Origin of the sequence: Pseudofrankia sp. DC12, from assembly GCF_000966285.1 — a bacterium.
In the GTDB taxonomy this organism is placed as follows: domain Bacteria; phylum Actinomycetota; class Actinomycetes; order Frankiales; family Frankiaceae; genus Pseudofrankia.
This window is the reverse complement of record NZ_KQ031391.1, coordinates 1,468,449-1,484,447: the sequence shown is the minus strand read 5'-3', so window position 1 is coordinate 1,484,447 and position 15,999 is coordinate 1,468,449. Positions and strand designations below refer to the sequence as shown.

Below are 15,999 nucleotides of genomic sequence, written 5' to 3'. Positions count from 1 at the left end.
TGCTCCCGGTGCGCCCTTCGGGGAAGCGCCGCGCCGGCCGGTTGTCCACTCCGCATGCGCCTCCGCCCGCAGTGGCATCAAGGCGGGGGGTCAGTCAATCCGTAGAGGGCCACTCTCCTCGCCAGATCGCCGACGTCCTCGGTCACGGCAACCCGTCGATGACGCTGAGCACCTACATCGGCCGCAAGGTCTCCAACCCGGGCGCCGCCGAAACCCTCTCCATGCTGGCCTTCGACTGATCGGTCGCGGTCCTGGTCGGACCGTCGGTCTGTCCGACCAGGACCTGCTCACGCAGGGACGGCGGAACGTTTCGCGGCGTAGCGGATCTCAACAGGGTCGATGGCACTGGTCGTATCCTGTGGTCTGTGAGCATCGAGCGCGACGAGCTCCGCAGACTGATCGACCAGTTGCCTGAGTCACAGGTCGCGCCGATCCTCGCGATCGTGCGCGAGAGCGCGCCGACCGAGGACGGTGGCGACGAGTGGCCGCTACCCGACTTCGTGGGAGCACTGTCCAGCGGTAAAGGTGATCTTGCCGCGCGTTCGAGCGAGATCCTCCGCGACGAGCTGGGACGCGACCCCCAGTGATCGTCCGGGACACCGGACCTCTCCTCGCCGCCGCCGACGCGGATGACACGGGGCAGGCGGCGGCGCTGGCCGTGTACTTCGAGTTCTTGGAGCTCAATGCCTCGCCATTGCTGTGGCCGCGTGCCCTCTGTTGGCGCTGCTGTTGTCAGCCGGGCTGCTCAAGCGTTCTTTGAAACGGCACCGCTTCCAAGCTGCCACATTTCATAGTTACCACATTCCGCCGTGATCTCGGCTGTCGCCTGAGCCGCGGTGAAGAAGTCGTCGACCACAGGCGAGATGTGCGATGCTGCCACCGCGAGGCACACCTGGTCGGGCGCCAGATCCGGGATGGGCACATAGACGACGTCCGGATGTGAGTAGAACACGGTCGCCGAACGGGCCAGGAACGAGATGCCCCGGCCGGCCGCAACATGCTCGAGCGTCTCGTCCACCCCGCGCACCAGGTACCCGGCGTTAGGGTGCGGGCGCCTGGTGGGCTGCGTGCTCGGGTCGGCATGCCAGACCAGCGGCTCGCCGGCCAGGTCGGCCTCAGTGATCTCCTCCTTGCCGGCCAACCGGTGGCCGGCGGGCAGCACCGCCACCCGCGGCTCGGTGTACAGCGGGGTGACGCGCAGGCCGGTCTCGTCGATGGGCAGCCGCACATAGCCGACGTCAATGCGGCCGTCGAGCAGCATCGGGGCCTGGTCGTCCCATTCGATCCGCTGCACGTCCACGACCACGTCCGGGTGCCGGGCCTCGAACGCCCGCGCCGCCGGGATGACCGGGATGCCGGCCCGGAAACCGACCGTCAGGCGCTGGCTGCCGCGTGCGGCCACGGTCACCCGGCGGCGGACCGCGTGCGCGGAGGCCAGCAGCGGGCCAGCGTCGGTCAGCAACTGCCTGCCGGCGTCGGTCAGCACCACGCCGTGGCTGTCCCTCGTGAACAGCGGAGTGCCGAGATCCTGTTCCAGCGCGCGGATCTGCCGACTGAGCACCGGCTGCGCGATGTGCAGCTCATCGGCGGCGCGGCCGAAGTGCAGCGTGTCGGCGACGGCGACGAAGTAGCGCAACTTGCGCAGGTCCAGATCCATGGAGCCTCCCGGTCCGGCGATGCCTTCAGGGTATCGCAACGGCTGAAAGAGGTCTTGGACACCTGCTTAGGCCAGTGGCACCGTGGAATTGAGCGCCGTTCATTGCGTCATTCAAGGGCGTCGACGACACCACCGTTACAACAACCGGATGGGCGTGGCGTTCTGTCCAGCTATCCAGCTCCAGAAAGCAGGCACTCGATGAGCAGCATCAGCATTATCGGCCTGGGGGGCATGGCCCGCGCCATAGGCGCCCGCGCGGTCGAGGGCGGCAATGCCGTCGAGGTCGTCGGTCGCGACGCGGCCAAGGCCAAGGACTTGGCCGCCGCGCTCGGTGGCGGCGCCACGGTCGGGACGTTCGGCACTGCCCCAGCCGGCGACATCGTCATCCTCGCCGTGCCGAACGCCAGCGCCGTGCCGGTCGTCGCCCAGTACGGGAACGCGCTCGTCGGCAAGGTCATCATCGACATCACCAACCCCATTAACGCCGACGCCACCGGGCTGGTTAGCCCCGACGGCACTTCCGCCGCGCAGGAGATCGCCAAGGCCGCCCCGGCGAGCGCGCACGTCGTGAAGGCGTTCAACACCGTCTTCGGCCACGTACTGGCCCCGGGCCGCCCGCTGGACGTGCTCTTCGCCGGCGACGACGCGTGGGCCAAGGCGAGCGTATCGGCGTTCATCGAGAGCCTTGGGTTGCGACCCCTGGATGCCGGAGGCCTGGAGATGGCGCACTGGCTGGAAGGGGCGGGCCTGCTGATGATCAGCCTGGCCCGCCACGGCGTGGGGGACTTCAACTTCTCCCTCGGCGTCAGCAGTCTCAGCTGATCACACCCGCACCACCACTTCTCGCGCCACATCACTGACAAGGAGCAGCAGCATGCGCGTTTTCGTCACTGGCGGGACCGGCCATTCCGGTTCGTACATCATCCCCGAGCTCATCGCCGCCGGGCACGAGGTCACCGGCCTGGCCCGGTCGGACACGGCCGCGGCGGCGCTGTCCGCGCATGGCGCGAAGGTGCGTCGCGGCGACCTCGAGGATCTCGACGGGCTCAAGGAGGCGGCCGCGGACTCCGACGGCGTTATCCACGTCGCGCACAGGGCATGTGGTACCTGGGTCCTCGGGGGGTCGCCGGTCTCCCCGGCGGGGCCTGCTGCTGCCTTCAGCAGGCGGGCAGCCAGTTCCGTAAAAGCCAGCCCAGGTGCCGGGTGTGGCTGGTGTCGTGTACCGGCGGGTGCAGCCGCCCGACCGGCAGCGCGTCCGGCCGGGCCGCGGAGTGCCAAGTCAACTTGACATTTCCTCCCGTCGTTGGTCGTCGCTGGCTGTGGCGGGGATGGCGTTGTCGATGAGGACGGCGGCGATGGCGGCGGCGGTCGGGAAGGCGTCGGCGTTGAGGACCCGGGTGCGGGCCGCGGCGCCGTCGATGAGCAGCGCGAGCTGCTCGCCGAGCTGTTCAGGGTCGGCGGCGCCGGCCTCGCGGGCGGTGTCGGCGAGCCGCGCGGCGACGGCTTTCTTGTAGTCGTGTGCGTACTGGGATGCGGGGTGCTGGGGGTCGTGGAGTTCGACGGCGGCGGCGATGTAGGGGCACAGGGGGGTGGTGGGGGGGATGTCGAAGGCGGCGAGGAGCCGTTCGCGGGGCGTGAGGTCGGTGCGGTCGAACACGCCGGACAGAACGGAGGGGTCGAACCGGCGCAGATACTCGGCGACGAGTTCGTCCTTGCCGGTGAAGTGCTGGTAGGCCGTGCGCTTGGACACCTGGGCCGCCGCGCACAGCTGGTCCATGCCGGTGCGGTTGATGCCCTGCTCGCGGAACAGTTGCTGGGACGCGCCCAGGATGCGCTCGCGGGCGCCCCGGCCCCGGCGGCGGCCGTTGGGGCCCTTCTCCAACTCCGTCATGGGGCCACGATACCCCGGTCGGGTAACGATCGGTGTACATAGTTTGCGTCCCGCTCGCCCTCCCGGTACGGTAAGCACACCGAGCGGTGTACATAACACCGTCACTCCATGTGCATACGGCACCACCGACCAAGGAGCGACTATGGGAAAGCTTGACGGCAAGGTGGCGGTCATCACCGGCGGCACGACCGGCCTGGCGCTGGCCGGCGCGAAGCTGTTCGTCGACGAGGGAGCGCACGTCTTCATCACCGGCCGCCGCCAGGACGCCCTGGACGAGGCCGTGAAGCAGATCGGCCGCAACGTCACCGGCGTCCAGGGCGACGCCGCCGACCTGGATGACCTGGACCGCCTGTACGACACCGTCAAGCGGGAGAAGGGCAGTCTCGACGTGCTGTGGGCCAGCGCCGGCGGCGGCGAGCCCGCCCCGCTCGGCGAGATCACCGAGGCCCACTTCCACGCGGCATTCTGGCTCAACGCCCGCGGCACCCTGTTCACCGTCCAGAAGGCCCTCCCGCTCTTCAACGACGGCGGCTCCATCCTCATGACCGGCTCCAACGCCTCCCTCGGCGCCTTCCCCGGCTGGAGCGTCTACGCCGGCAGCAAGGCCGTCCAGCAGGCCTGGGCCCGCGTCTGGCTCAACGAGCTCAAGGACCGCCGCATCCGCGTCAACGTCCTGACCCCCGGCCAGGTCGCCACCGCCAAGCAGGAAGAACTCTTCGACGAGGCCACCAAGCGCCAGTTCGAGTCCCTCATACCCCGCGGCCAGATGGGCCGCCCTGACGAAATCGCCACCGCCGCCCTCTTCCTCGCCTCCGACGACTCCAGCTACGTCAACGGCATGGAACTTGTCGCCGACGGCGGCACCACCGCCATCTGAACCGAACAACACACAACCGTGGCAGGACATCTGATGAGCAGCATCAGCATCATCGGCACCGGGAACATGGCCCGCACCATCGGTGCGCGGGCGGTAGCGGGCGGCAACACGGTCGAGGTCATGGGCCGCGATCAGTCCAAGGCCGCTGACCTGGCCAAGGCTCTCGGCGGCGGCGCCACGACGGGAGAATGGGGAACCGCCCCGGCCGGGGACATCGTCATCGTGGCCCTGTTGTACGACGGCGTCGTGCCGGTCGTCGCCCAGTACGGAGACGCTCTCGCGGGCAAGGTTATCGTCGACATCAGCAATCCCTTCAATTCCACGTTCGACGGGCTAGCCCACCGCGAGGAGACCTCGATCGCGCAGGCAGTCGCCAAGGCGGCCCCGGCCAGCGCCAGCGTGGTGAAGGCGTTCAACACCATCTTCCGTCATGTCCTGGAGAAGGGCCAGCCCGACGTCTTCCTCGCTGGCGATAATGCGCAGGCCAAGGCAAGTGTGGAGGCGTTCATCGAGAGCCTCGGGCTGCGCCCGCTGGACGTCGGCGGCCTGAAAATGGCGCACTGGCTGGAAGGAGCGGGCGTGGTCACGGTGGGCCTCGCCAACCCAATGCCAGTGACTGGTGCTTGATCGCGTCTGTCAGGCGGCCTTGGCTTGTTCCGGCATGTGGTCGCTGTCGGTGATGTGATCACCGTTGGTGATCAGTGAGAGCGTGGCGGGCGTCTGGTTGCGGATCGGCCCGCAGATCCGGACCGTGTAGGTGACCTTGCGGGTGGTGATGCCGGGGCGGGCGGTCGGGAAGTCGGAGGCGCTCTTGGCGGCGCGGTCGCGGGTGCGGCCGCGGCCGAGGGTGTGGCGGCGGCGACCGAGGGTGTGGAGGGCCTGCCGCTGCCGGGTCTGGATGATCTCGTCGGGGAGGCCCGCGGTCGCGCAGCCGAGGTGGCGGAGGGCCGCGTGCCGGGCCGCCTTGTAGGACAGCGCGCGCACGAGGACGGGCTGGCCGGCGTGGGCGCCACGGGCCGCGGGGGTGGCCTGGGCGGCGACGGTGCGCTGTAGGGCCCGGATGAGGCTGGTGGCGAGGATCCAGGCGGGGATCTCCTGGGCGGCCTCGAACGGGTCGGTCGCGCGCAGCATCGGGCCGCTGCCCGGCCCGGAGCGGTGGAGGGCCGCTTTCTGCTCGCGCAGCGGGGTCTCCGTGGCGCCCCAGCGGGCGTGGTAGGCGTCGGCGGCCTGCGCGGCGGACAGCGCGGCGGGGTCGGTGACGTTGGTGGCCACCGCGAACGTCTCACCGGTGTGGACCCCGCCCGCGAACACGTCGTACTCCACGACCCGCCAGCCGGCCAGGACCTTCTCGGCACCGAGGTCAGCGAGGAACGACCCGTCGGGCAGCCAGTCCCCGACCCGGCGCACGGTGATCCCGCCGGGCAGCCGCACGAGCAGCTTCATCCCGTCCGCGGCGAGGCGCTCCAGCCGGTCGGCGCCGGGAAAGTTGCGATCACCGATATGCAGCAGGCCAGGCCGGCGCAGCCCGGGCGCCTCGGCGACCTGCTCGAGCAGGGCCTGCTCGCCGACGTCCTTCGCCCCGCTCGACGGGCCGTAGGCGTAGGCGAGCGGCGCCTTCGTCCCGGCATCGTTGTCGAGCAGGAGCCGCACATGCGGGTACGGCGCCGGGTCGGTGCCCGCCCCGAACAACGCCCGGTTGTCCGCGGTGTCGGGCAGCCGGACCAGTGTCCCGTCGAACCCGGCGAGGCGGAAGCTCCCCGCCGTCAGCGCCTGCGCGCCGTCGGTGCCGGACAACTCGCCACGCACCGCGGCGAGCAGCCGGGCACACAGCTCGTCGAGCACCGCGCCGGGCAGGGCGCGCCGCGCCCTCGAGAACCCCGACCCCGCCGGGACCGCACCACACGCGGTGAACGGCACCTCCGCCAGCTCACCGAACAGGGCCGCCAGCACGTCATCCCACGACGTGTCCGCCATGACCATCCCCAGAATCAGCGCCCGCGCGAGCACCGGCCGGGTCAACACCCGCGCCGTATCCCCCTCCTGCCCACCGGCCACCTCGTCGGCGGCCAGGGCCGGGCCGGCCGCCGGGGCGTCGTTCCCCGCGGCGAGCTCACCGACCAGCCTGTTGATCGCGTCAGGACCGAGCAGCCGGTCGATCTCGGCCTCCAGCAGCCCGAGACGCACGAAGTCCGCCGCCCGGCTCGACCAGCCGGATCTGGCCGTCGTCATACGTCCTCGCGACACCGCGCAGCACAGGCCGGTAGATGACGATGTCATCGCCCTGCCCGACCGGCCGCGCCCCGTCCGCCAGCGTCAGCAACGACCGCCGCTCCGCCACCGGCGCCTGCCCACCCCCGCGCCGCCCCGCCGTCCGCGCCCGCCCCACCGCCACGTCCCCGGCACGCAACGCGACCAGCCCCGCACCGGCAAGCCCGCCAGCCACCCCAGGCAGCACGACCGACGCCACGACAGAGTAGAAAGACACAGCGGACTCCGGGCCAGGGAAAATGGATTCGACACCCGATCTCTACCCGGAGATCCACCCACATCGCCGCAACCCGGACGTTCCCCGTTCAGCCGGGCGTGTCACACCACCCGGCCACCCGCGGCCACCCCACCCCTCGACCGTCACCCACCGTGACCGCCGGTCAAGACCCAGCCAGACCACTCCGCAAACGCGATCAAGCTCCGCTCACTGGCATTGGGGGCAGGACCGCGTCTCCCAGCAGTACCCCAATCCCGCCGCGGCCTGCGCAGACCGCTGATATATGATCTTGGGGTTCGCGCGCATCAACCTGCCTCCGCTAGTGTGGCCGAGGAACTTGAAAAGGAGCGTGGCACGACCATGCGCCGAAGCCCTCACACCGACTCCGCCCAGTCTCCCGGCACCAAGCGCCCATCCGGCTGCCGCCCCTGCGGTGTTTATCGTGGCGTTGAGCGCGAAGCTCTTGACCCAGGTCTTGTTGAGCTTCCCATTGGTTTTGCTGTCGCCGACAGACCGGCCGCGATGATCCCGACGCCGGCGCAGGCACCCGCGGATGCGACGACGCAGACCCCGAACGAGGCGATACCTGCCGCGAACGCCACTCTCTTCCAGGTGATGTGCTTGCGCCATTTCCACTGGCCCTATCGGTGCCGCCGTGTGACTGCCCAGCGCCACGACCGACAGCAGATAAACGCCGATCACGACGATCAGGACCGAGACTCCGACGAGGGGCCAGGCTGGGTCCAGCGCAACATTGAGGGCCTCGATGTCCCCGGCTCGTCCCACTCCCCGCCGCTCTCGCTCGATGGCGGAGAGGAGTCTTGGCCCATCAGGACCGATTCACGGCCACCACAGGCCGAAAACAACGATCAGCGGGTCCGCTGACGGGCGCTACCAGAAGATCAGTGTAGGTTGTATGCAACTGTTCTGTTCCTATCACACCGATCGGACATGCGCGGGCTCTGTTGTGCGGGGCTGGCCGCCGCCGACGATCAGCTTCACGACAACGGCACCAGCTACCTGACCGGCCGAGAACTACTCGCCGGCAGGGGGCGGGTGACGCGCTGCCTCAGCCGAGGACGCGGCGCGCGGCGTCGGCATGGCCGCCGTCGTTCAGGGTCTGACGTAGCTTTTCCCGCTGCGACTTGCTCAACAAGGCGACCGCGTCGATGATCTTCTGGGAGGTCCACGGTCGGCGGGCGGCGACGACCTGCCAGTAGAGCGCCAGTTCAGGGATCAGGAATTTGACCGGGTCCGTGCCGGCCTGGCTCAGATCGGCGAGTGGGATAGGTGACTGGGCGTCCCAACGAGGCTTCCAAGCATCCTGGTCGACGTCGGCGAGCAGGATGCGCAGCTGCCACGGCTGCCGGTCGGCCTGCCGGGCCCACAGTTCGTCAGTCCCTGTACGGCTGAGGTCGTCGGTCGGCCGGTGCCGGCGCGGCCAGCTGCTGTAGGACCAGATCTCCCAGCCTGGCAGTAGTGCCTGCAACATCCCTGCCTTGGGCACGGTCACGAGGATGGTCATGTCCGGCCCGGCCGCAGCGCGGGCCAGCCCGCGGTCGACAGCGCGGTCACCCGCGATCCACCACGGTCCCGGCCACCTGGTGAACAGCTCCGTGGCTTCGGCGAGGGACATCGGGCTCCAGCCGGGGAACCGCCGACGCCGTCGCACGAAGGTCCCGACGAAGAAGGCCCCGATCCCGAGCGCGGCAGCACCGGCTGCCGCAGGCCCAACGTAGTAAGGAACGTTGTTCCCGCCATGTACCGCATAGGGGTTGCCTCGGTTGTACACGATCCGTAGCCGACCGCCGACCGGAACGTCCGTTGGCGCATCGAGCTCCGTCACGATCACTCGACCGTCGCCCGTCGTGAAACGAACAGTGCTCGGACCACGCCCCACGCCGGGTTTGACGACCTCAGCGATCGTCGAAACGCCTCTGTGCGCGAAGACGTAGTCGGACCGCAGCCACCCCAGCGCCAGCCCAAGACCTCCCACGGCCACGAGCACACCGAGCAGGAGGCGCCTACCATCGGACAGGTTCGTGGCGCGAACAGGCGACTTGATCACCGAACCCCTCCGATCACGGTCGCACAAAACGGGGAGCAGCGGCTGGGGTATCAATTGGCATTTAGGAGATCCTCGTCGCGACGGCTGCAATTGGGGTTTGCTGGATTAAATTTCCTTCGTGCATCGCAGGAACCCATGGTCACCAATACGGATCCCACGAGGCACGGCTTCCACTGACGTAGGTCGCCGTTGTGTTGGCCGATGAGACGCCCGCCACGTACTTAGGATACGACCACGGCCTGCCCTTGGTCCGCCGGTAGGCCGCCACCGCAAACCTTTCCACACGACTGAGCCTGGGAGCTCGGACGCTCCGAGGTCGAACTACCCGACGCGCGAGGACAGCCATTCCATAACGATCGATGGCCGCACCGACCCCCGCTCCAACCGCCATTCCCAAACCGACGCCAGCAGCGTTCCTAAACTGACCGTTAAGTGAGTAGCCGATGACCTGCGTCAATCCGCACGCCATGCCAAGCTGCCCTGGTGCAAAGTTCGTGCAGAGCGTGATCAGCTTATTGTTCGCAAGATTTAGGCCGGCCTTTTGAAGCTTCTTCCACATCTTCCGAAGGTGGGGCCATTGTCCGTCTACGTCGGTGCAGTTGATGGGGTCGGCGTTGCAGTAGTCGTAGGCGTTGGCGGAGCCGCCGGGGACGGGGTCGGTCTGGAGGAAGCGGCCGAGGTCGGGGTCGTAGAGGCGGACGCCCATGAGGGTGAGGCCGGAGAGGGTGTTGCGGGAGCGCTGCTTGCCGCCGAGCCAGCCGTAGGTGGGGTAGGCCGCGGAGGTGAAGTACGGCAGCCCGAACTCGGTGTTGTCCGCGTAGCTGGCCAGTGACGTCGCGCTGGTCGAGTCCGCCACCGTGGCGACGATGTCGCCGTGCAGGTTGGCCAGCTGCAGGGTGACGGTGCCGGCGTTGTCCTGGCTGGCGGCCAGGCTGCCGTCGATGCCGACAATGTTGCGGGTCCAGGCGGTCCCGGTCCCGATCCAGGCGGGATCGTCCCCGGACGAAGATGTGTAGTGGTTGATCGAGGTCGAGCTGCCGTCGGTCCAGGAGCGGATGCGCCGGGCCGGGTCGGTCGCGTAGGTGCGGGTCGTGGAGCCCACTGTCTCGGACGCGACCTGGTCGTTGACGTAGTAGCCAATCGTGGCCGACGTGCCGTTGGGTGGGTAGGGGTCGGTGGTGGTCCGGCCGAACAGGTCGTAGGTGTAGCCGCTGTTGGTGAGGCGGTCGGCCTGGTCGTAGCCGAAACCGAAACCGGTGGGTGACGTGCTGGTCGAGCAGGTGCCGGTGTCACTGCCCCCTGCGTCGGGGTAGCTCGTCAGCGAGGCGCGGTTGGACTCGGCGTCGTAGGCATAGACACGAGTGCTGCACAGGGCCGTCCCGCTGCCGAAGCTGGCGGTATCCGCGACCGACGCCAGCCGGCCGGAGGGGTCATAGCCAAGAGTTCTGCCACCCTGTGGCGTGCTGTCGAGCCGAACCTGGCCGTAGATCGAGTTGGCCTGCGCGAACGTCATCCAAGGAGTGGTGCCCATGGTGTAGGTCAGCGCGTTGGCATCGCCGGAGTTGTCGTACCGGGTCTTCGCGACCAGACCGCTTGGATAGGTCTCCGTCGTCATGCTTCCGTCGCCGTTGTAGGTGGCGGAGAAGGTGGACGGGGCGGAGCCGGCGCCGACGTTGAGGGAGGTGACCAGGCCGCGGTGTTCTCCCGCGACTCCGTCATACGTGTAAGTGTAGGTACCCTTCCCGTCGGACGAGGTCGCCACCCGACCGTCGATGTCATAGCTACTCGAGGCCGAGTTGCCATCGGCATCCGTTTGCGACGTGACCCGACCCCAGGAGTCATAGCCCGTGGTCAGCGTGATTCCGCTGGCGGTTGTGGTCGTTGCCAGACCGGTCGCGGGATCGAAGCCGTAAGTGGCGGTCGGAAGGGCAGTACCGCCGTTGGCCGCGGGGCTCGCGGCGATCGCCTCGGAGGTCTTTCGGCCCGCGCTGTCGTAGGTGTCGGTCGTCGTCCGAGTCGTCGTCGTGCCCGAGACGGTGACGCTGTCGGTCGACGTCAGCGGCTCGGCGAGATCGTTGTAAGTGTTGGTGGTCACGGGCAGCGGGTTGCCGGTGCTGGGCTGGGCGGCCGGACCGGAGGTGCAGGCCAGGCCGGTCCACGAGGCGTTGACGCAGCTACCCGTCCCAGTCGCCGTGTAGTACGTGGTGAGGGTGGTGTAGGCGTCGGTGCCGGTGTTGTTCGCCTTGGGCTGGCGGCTCTCGACGACGTTGCCGGCGGCGTTGTAGTAGGTCGTCTTGACGATGTCGGGGGTGGTGCCGCCGCCCATCCAGGTCGTCACGGTGGTGGGCTTGCGCAGGGTCCAGCCGGAGGTCGACGGGTCGGCCCCGGTCTTGGCCTCATAGCCGTTCACGGTCTTGCGGGGGTCGACGTCCGTTCCGGTGAGCGTCCGGGCTGTCGTCGTGACCGTGGTAGGCAGGCGGTAGGGGTCGGGTGCGGACGGGGCGCCCTGGTCGTAGTCGGTGTGGACATGCTCGCGGGCGGAGTACCGGCCGCCGCTGTTGTCGATGATCGGGTGCGTCGGGCCGTAGGTGTCGGTGACGAGCACGCCGTCCGACGAGTAGACCGTCTGGTCGTCCACCAACTGCGAGCGGGCGGCCGAGGTCGTGAGCGCGGCTACCGACGGGTCCGTGTCGGCGGTGGGGCTCAGCGCCTGGTCGCGGTTCTCCGCGGACAGAGAGCGGACGACGTTGCCGTTGGCGTCGTGTTCCGTCGTGCTGATCTGCCAGGCGTTGTTGCCGTAGCTCGCCGCGTTGACCGCTCGGCCGTCCGTGTCCAGGTAGGTCAGGGACGCGTAGGGCCAGTCCGTGGCGGTGGGCGGCGAGGCGGGCACGTGGTCGGCCGCGAAGACGCCCGCGCCGTAGATCGGCAGGTCGGTCTGGGCCCAGTTCGCGGCCTGGCCGGAGGACAGGTCGATGGGCGCGCCGGTGCCGGTGACGGGGATGTCGTAAGCGACCGTCTGGGTCGCGGTCGCGCCGACCGGGGTCGGCCGGGACGCCGTCAGCAGCCGACCGCTGCCGTCGTAGGCCATGGTCCAGGTCGCCTGGCCGGGCGGTGTGACCGTCGTCAGGCGGTTCAGGCTGTCGTAGCCGTAGGTGGTCGCGAGCCCGGTCCGGGGATCCTTGGCGGAACGCAGCAGGCCGTTCGAGTCGTAGGCGTACTGGGCGACCGTGACCGCCGGGTTGCCGTTGAGCGACATCGCTATCGCGGTCAGCCGGCCGACGTAGTCGCCCCAGGTCGCCTGGGTGGTGCCGGTCGCGGTCGTCGAGGACGCGTAGGTCAGCGTCAGTGCGCGGCACCCGGCGACCAGAGTGATGCACGTGATGCCGGCCGGGACCGGCGCGAGGATACGCGTGGTCCGGCCGGCGGAGTCCGTGGTGAAGGACGAGGTGGTACCCGAACCGGGCTCGACCACGCTGGCGACCGGCCAGGTCGTGGCGCCGTTGACGGTCACCGCCTGGTAGACCGTCTGGGTGCCGTCGTCGTCGGTCGCGGTGAACTGGGTCGCCGAGTTCTTGACCAGCTTCGACCCGTCCGACCCGGAGTCACCGACACCGGTGTAGGCGTACGGGTAGGCGCCGGTGCCGGACCGGAGGTAGACGTCCTGGACCCCGGTCTCGTCGGTCAGGGTCACGTAGCCCTGGGAGTCGGTGAAGTCGGCCAGGGACTCGTCGGCGCGGCCGGCGTCCGGGCCCGGCATGGACGCCGTCCAGCCGGGGCCGAACACCCCGGTCGCGGCGGGTGTCGTCGCGGCGACGGCGGGCCGGACCTCGAACATGACCCACGAGTTCGTCGCCGTCGTCGGCGCCGTGGTGGAGATCGTCATCGTCTGGCCGAACGTCGTCGACGGCGCGGTCCGGTACAGGGCCGCCCCGGTCGCGTCGAACTGGGAGTAGCTACCGGCCAGCGTGACGCCGGTGCCAGGTGTCGGGGTGCCCGCGGCGTTCCAGTCGGCCACGGCCGCGAACGCCATCGACCCGGCCGTCGTCGACGTGACGGACTGGTTGAGCACGCCCTCCGCCGTCGTCGCGGGACCGATGTTCGTCGCGGCGATCGGGTTGATCAGGTTGGCGCCGGTCAGCACGATGACCTTGAGGAACTTCGTGCACACGTTGTTCGACGCGTGCAGCGTCACCGTGCGCGCCGAGGACCCGGTCGTCTTCGCCCACCAGGCGACGGCCTCGTCCTTGGTCGCGCTCGCGCCGGAGCTGCCGATCTGGGTCCAGGTCAGGCCACCGGAGTCCGAGAGCGACGGCCCGTTGCTCGCGCCCGAGGCGTTGGACGCGGTGTCACCGAACGCGAGCAGCAGCGCGTTCGCCGGCGCGGTGAACGACGCCGTCACCGCGTTGCCGGCCGCGGTGCAGCCGTTGCCGGCCCAGCCGACCGCCGCCGGCGACGACGGGTCGACAACCAGTCCACCGGCACTCGACAGTGTCGTGTCCGTACGGCCGACGGTCAGGCTGCCGGTGTAGGTGGGCATGGACACGTCGGTGGCGGAGACCGCGAAGTCACCGGTCAGCAGCGCCACCGTCCCGGGGCCGACCGGTGCGGTCGCGTCCGCGTCGGCGAACGCGCGGCGGGAGTACTGCACCGTGCGGGCCGGGGTGCACGACACCGTCGAGGACGAGTCCGTGAAGCAGGCGCGGATCTGGTCCGCGCCGTCCGGGACCGAGTAGTTCGCCATCGTGGTGCCGAGGTCCCACGTCAGCTTGTCGAACAGGGCCGAGCCGTTGCGGGCCACCGGCCAGGCCGTGGGGTGCGTCGAGGTCCCCGCGATGACGACGTCGGAGGTCGGGATGTCCACCCAGGTGGTCGACGTGTTGGAGCCCCAGTGGTACTGGTAGCGCACCGACACCTGGCTCGACGGTGCCTGGCCCTCGAGCGTGGTGTACCGCTGGATCCGCGCGCCTTCGTCCGGCTGCGCTAGCGCGCCGGTGCCCACGCCGAAGCTGTACGAGACGACCGACGACAGGTTGCCCGACGTGTCCTTGGTACGCACGTAGAACTTGTGCAGACCGGGTGTCGGCCCGAGGGTGGCCGTGGTGGTCGAGGTCGTCTCGGTGGACGGCGACGGCTGGTCCAGGCCATACAGGAACGACTTGGTGTCGCCGCCGGGTGAGGTCCAGGTGAAGGTGCCGGACGTCGCCGAGCCCCAGCCGCCGGACGGCCAGACCGTCGAGCTGACGGCCGACGGCGCGGCCGGGGCGGTCGTGTCGACGGCGAACGGGATCCACGTCGACCAGGCCTTCGAGTAGTCCGTCCCGTCGAACCCGCGGGCCCGCCACTCATACGACCCGCCGTTCGCGAGCAGGCCCGATGGCACGGTCCACGCGCCGGTGCTGTTCGCCGCGATGTTGGAGACGGATCCGTTCGCGATGTCGGTGGTGGCGTTCGCGTTCCAGACCTCGAAGTCGACCCGGACCGCCGTGCCGTCGGGGTCGTACGACCCGCCGTAGAGCGTGGGCGTCGTCGTGTTCGTCAGCACCGGGGACGGGCTGACGGCGCACGGCGCCAGACAGGGCGCCGTCGACCGGCCCGAGACCGTCGCCGGGTAGGAGTTGTAGGTGACGGAGATGTGCGGCGCGAGAATCGTGTCGCCCGAGTAGAACCACTTGAACTGGTTGGTGTCCGACTCGTTCGACGCCCGCATCGTCAGCGCCTCCGGCGAGGCGAAGCCGTTGCTCGACCACGCCGAAACCAGCCCGGTGATGTCGATGTTCGTCCCGCCCGAGCCGGTGCACGAGCCGCCGTTGTTGAACGTCCCCGAGCCCCAGACGACGCCGTCGGCGGTCGGCTGGCTGTTCCAGGTCGTGCCGGGGCCCATCAGGCCGGAGCCCTCGACGACCATCGGCTCGACCGTGCACGTCTGCGAGCCGCCCTGCCACAGGTTCAGCACCGCCGACGTGACGTGCTTGCCCTTGATCGCCGAGTCGTCGAAACGCAGGAACGAGCGGTTCACCGAGTTGCCGTTGAGGTTGCCCAGGCGCAGCTGCGAATACGTGTCGTAGTTCGTCGTCGGGTTGGCGCTGTTCACGTCGGTGTCGAGGTTGTCCGCGAGCGTCGCCGCTGGGTCGATCGTCACCGGGTACTGCCGCGCCTTGTCCGTCAGCCACGTCTTGTCGGGCTTCAGCGTCAGCGTCGGCGCGTCCGCCTTGGCGGTGTCCAGGGTCGCGTCCACCGTCCTCGTCGCCGTCGGCTGCCTGCTCGTCGGGTCGACGTGCGCGTCCCACATCAGCGGCGCCGGCGACCGGGCCGTCACCTTCCCGCCCGCGGACAGCTGCGTCTCCCCACCCGGGGTCCGTGACGCCGTGACCCCGTGCAGCCGCATCGGCACCCGCAACGCGGCCTGGGCGGCGGCGGGCGTGTAGGCGACGATCTGCAGGTCGTAACCGGTCGCGGTCACCGTCACGACCAGGTCAGTGTCCGCGGCGACGCCCTTGTACGTGGCGGTGTTGTCCTTCAGCACCGGCGCCGGCAACGCCGACGCCCAGCCGAAGGCGACGGTCCGGTCTCCGTCGATGAGCGTCGCGACGTCACCGGCGGACTGGCTGCCCGCCGACAGGACGATGCCCGCCTTGGTCACCTTCGGCGTCACCTTGCCGTCGGCGACCACCAGGGTCGTGTCGACGTCCGCCCAGCCGTCCCCAGCTCGCACGCGCCGGATGCCCGAGTAGGAGTCGACGGTCATCGTCCCGTCGGGGTTCACGTACGCCGTCGTCGACTCGGTCCGCAGGCCGGTCACCTCGATGCGGCGTTTCTGCGCTCGCGCCGTCAGCTGCGCCGAGACCAGGTCCGGCCGCTCCGCCGGCCCCTGGTCGGCGGCCGGCGGCGTGACCGCCCGCGCCGGGGACCGCAGCGCCGGTACGGACGCGACCGCCGTCGACACCAGAGCGGTCGCCAGCAGCACCACCAGAACGCGCACGGACCACACCCGACGCACCAACAGGGTCGCCAACACACCGAC

The 15,999-nt window shown here is 69.6% G+C and carries 12 protein-coding genes and 1 pseudogene; 6 read left to right on the top strand and 7 right to left on the bottom strand.

Annotated features, from left to right (window positions below; genetic code table 11):
* Positions 1 to 71: 71 nt before the first annotated feature.
* Both FRADC12_RS32035 and FRADC12_RS05995 read left to right on the top strand, forming a co-directional pair.
* The gene (locus FRADC12_RS32035) at positions 72 to 239 is read left to right on the top strand and encodes a hypothetical protein (protein WP_232303634.1); all 168 of its coding nucleotides are present in this window, start codon (positions 72 to 74) and stop codon (positions 237 to 239) included.
* Between the two features lie 126 nt (positions 240 to 365).
* Complete coding sequence (locus tag FRADC12_RS05995; protein ID WP_045875887.1) at positions 366 to 587, top strand: hypothetical protein; 222 nt, start codon at positions 366 to 368, stop codon at positions 585 to 587.
* 158 nt (positions 588 to 745) lie between these two features.
* On the opposite strand, the gene FRADC12_RS05990 is transcribed toward FRADC12_RS05995, so the two are convergent.
* Positions 746 to 1,657, bottom strand: a complete 912-nt coding sequence (locus FRADC12_RS05990) for a LysR family transcriptional regulator (RefSeq protein ID WP_045875886.1) — start codon at positions 1,655 to 1,657, stop codon at positions 746 to 748.
* 198 nt (positions 1,658 to 1,855) lie between these two features.
* Here FRADC12_RS05990 and FRADC12_RS05985 point away from each other — a divergent pair, with 198 nt between their 5' ends.
* Both FRADC12_RS05985 and FRADC12_RS32880 read left to right on the top strand, forming a co-directional pair.
* Positions 1,856 to 2,479: an NADPH-dependent F420 reductase gene (locus tag FRADC12_RS05985; RefSeq protein WP_045875885.1), complete on the top strand. Its 624-nt coding sequence runs from the start codon at positions 1,856 to 1,858 to the stop codon at positions 2,477 to 2,479.
* 52 nt (positions 2,480 to 2,531) lie between these two features.
* A pseudogene (locus FRADC12_RS32880) lies at positions 2,532 to 2,702 on the top strand (NAD-dependent epimerase/dehydratase family protein); the annotation flags it as partial.
* Positions 2,703 to 2,814: 112 nt separating this feature from the next.
* Here the strand turns inward: FRADC12_RS32880 and FRADC12_RS33760 are convergent.
* Complete coding sequence (locus FRADC12_RS33760; protein ID WP_255355260.1) at positions 2,815 to 2,940, bottom strand: hypothetical protein; 126 nt, start codon at positions 2,938 to 2,940, stop codon at positions 2,815 to 2,817.
* Positions 2,937 to 3,548, bottom strand: coding sequence for a TetR/AcrR family transcriptional regulator (locus tag FRADC12_RS05980; protein WP_045875884.1), 612 nt, complete (start codon positions 3,546 to 3,548; stop codon positions 2,937 to 2,939). Before FRADC12_RS05980 ends, FRADC12_RS33760 begins: the two co-directional genes overlap by 4 nt.
* Positions 3,549 to 3,690: 142 nt before the next feature.
* Here FRADC12_RS05980 and FRADC12_RS05975 point away from each other — a divergent pair, with 142 nt between their 5' ends.
* Positions 3,691 to 4,425: an SDR family NAD(P)-dependent oxidoreductase gene (locus tag FRADC12_RS05975; protein ID WP_045875883.1), complete on the top strand. Its 735-nt coding sequence runs from the start codon at positions 3,691 to 3,693 to the stop codon at positions 4,423 to 4,425.
* A 33-nt stretch (positions 4,426 to 4,458) separates the two neighbouring features.
* Entirely contained in the window at positions 4,459 to 5,052 is a 594-nt protein-coding gene (locus tag FRADC12_RS05970) for an NADPH-dependent F420 reductase (protein WP_045875882.1), read from the top strand.
* Positions 5,053 to 5,061: 9 nt separating this feature from the next.
* On the opposite strand, the gene FRADC12_RS05965 is transcribed toward FRADC12_RS05970, so the two are convergent.
* The 4 genes from FRADC12_RS05965 to FRADC12_RS32875 all read right to left on the bottom strand — a co-directional run bounded on the left by FRADC12_RS05965 (position 5,062) and on the right by FRADC12_RS32875 (position 15,957).
* On the bottom strand, positions 5,062 to 6,654 hold the full coding sequence (locus FRADC12_RS05965; protein WP_045875881.1) for a hypothetical protein: 1,593 nt from the start codon (positions 6,652 to 6,654) through the stop codon (positions 5,062 to 5,064).
* Positions 6,560 to 6,910, bottom strand: a complete 351-nt coding sequence (locus FRADC12_RS30960; protein ID WP_157488725.1) for a hypothetical protein — start codon at positions 6,908 to 6,910, stop codon at positions 6,560 to 6,562. Before FRADC12_RS30960 ends, FRADC12_RS05965 begins: the two co-directional genes overlap by 95 nt.
* Positions 6,911 to 7,979: 1,069 nt before the next feature.
* Complete coding sequence (locus FRADC12_RS05955) at positions 7,980 to 8,756, bottom strand: hypothetical protein (RefSeq protein WP_157488723.1); 777 nt, start codon at positions 8,754 to 8,756, stop codon at positions 7,980 to 7,982.
* Between the two features lie 361 nt (positions 8,757 to 9,117).
* A complete protein-coding gene (locus tag FRADC12_RS32875) occupies positions 9,118 to 15,957 on the bottom strand; it encodes a DNRLRE domain-containing protein (RefSeq protein ID WP_232303633.1) in 6,840 nt (2,279 codons plus the stop codon).
* Positions 15,958 to 15,999: the final 42 nt, after the last annotated feature.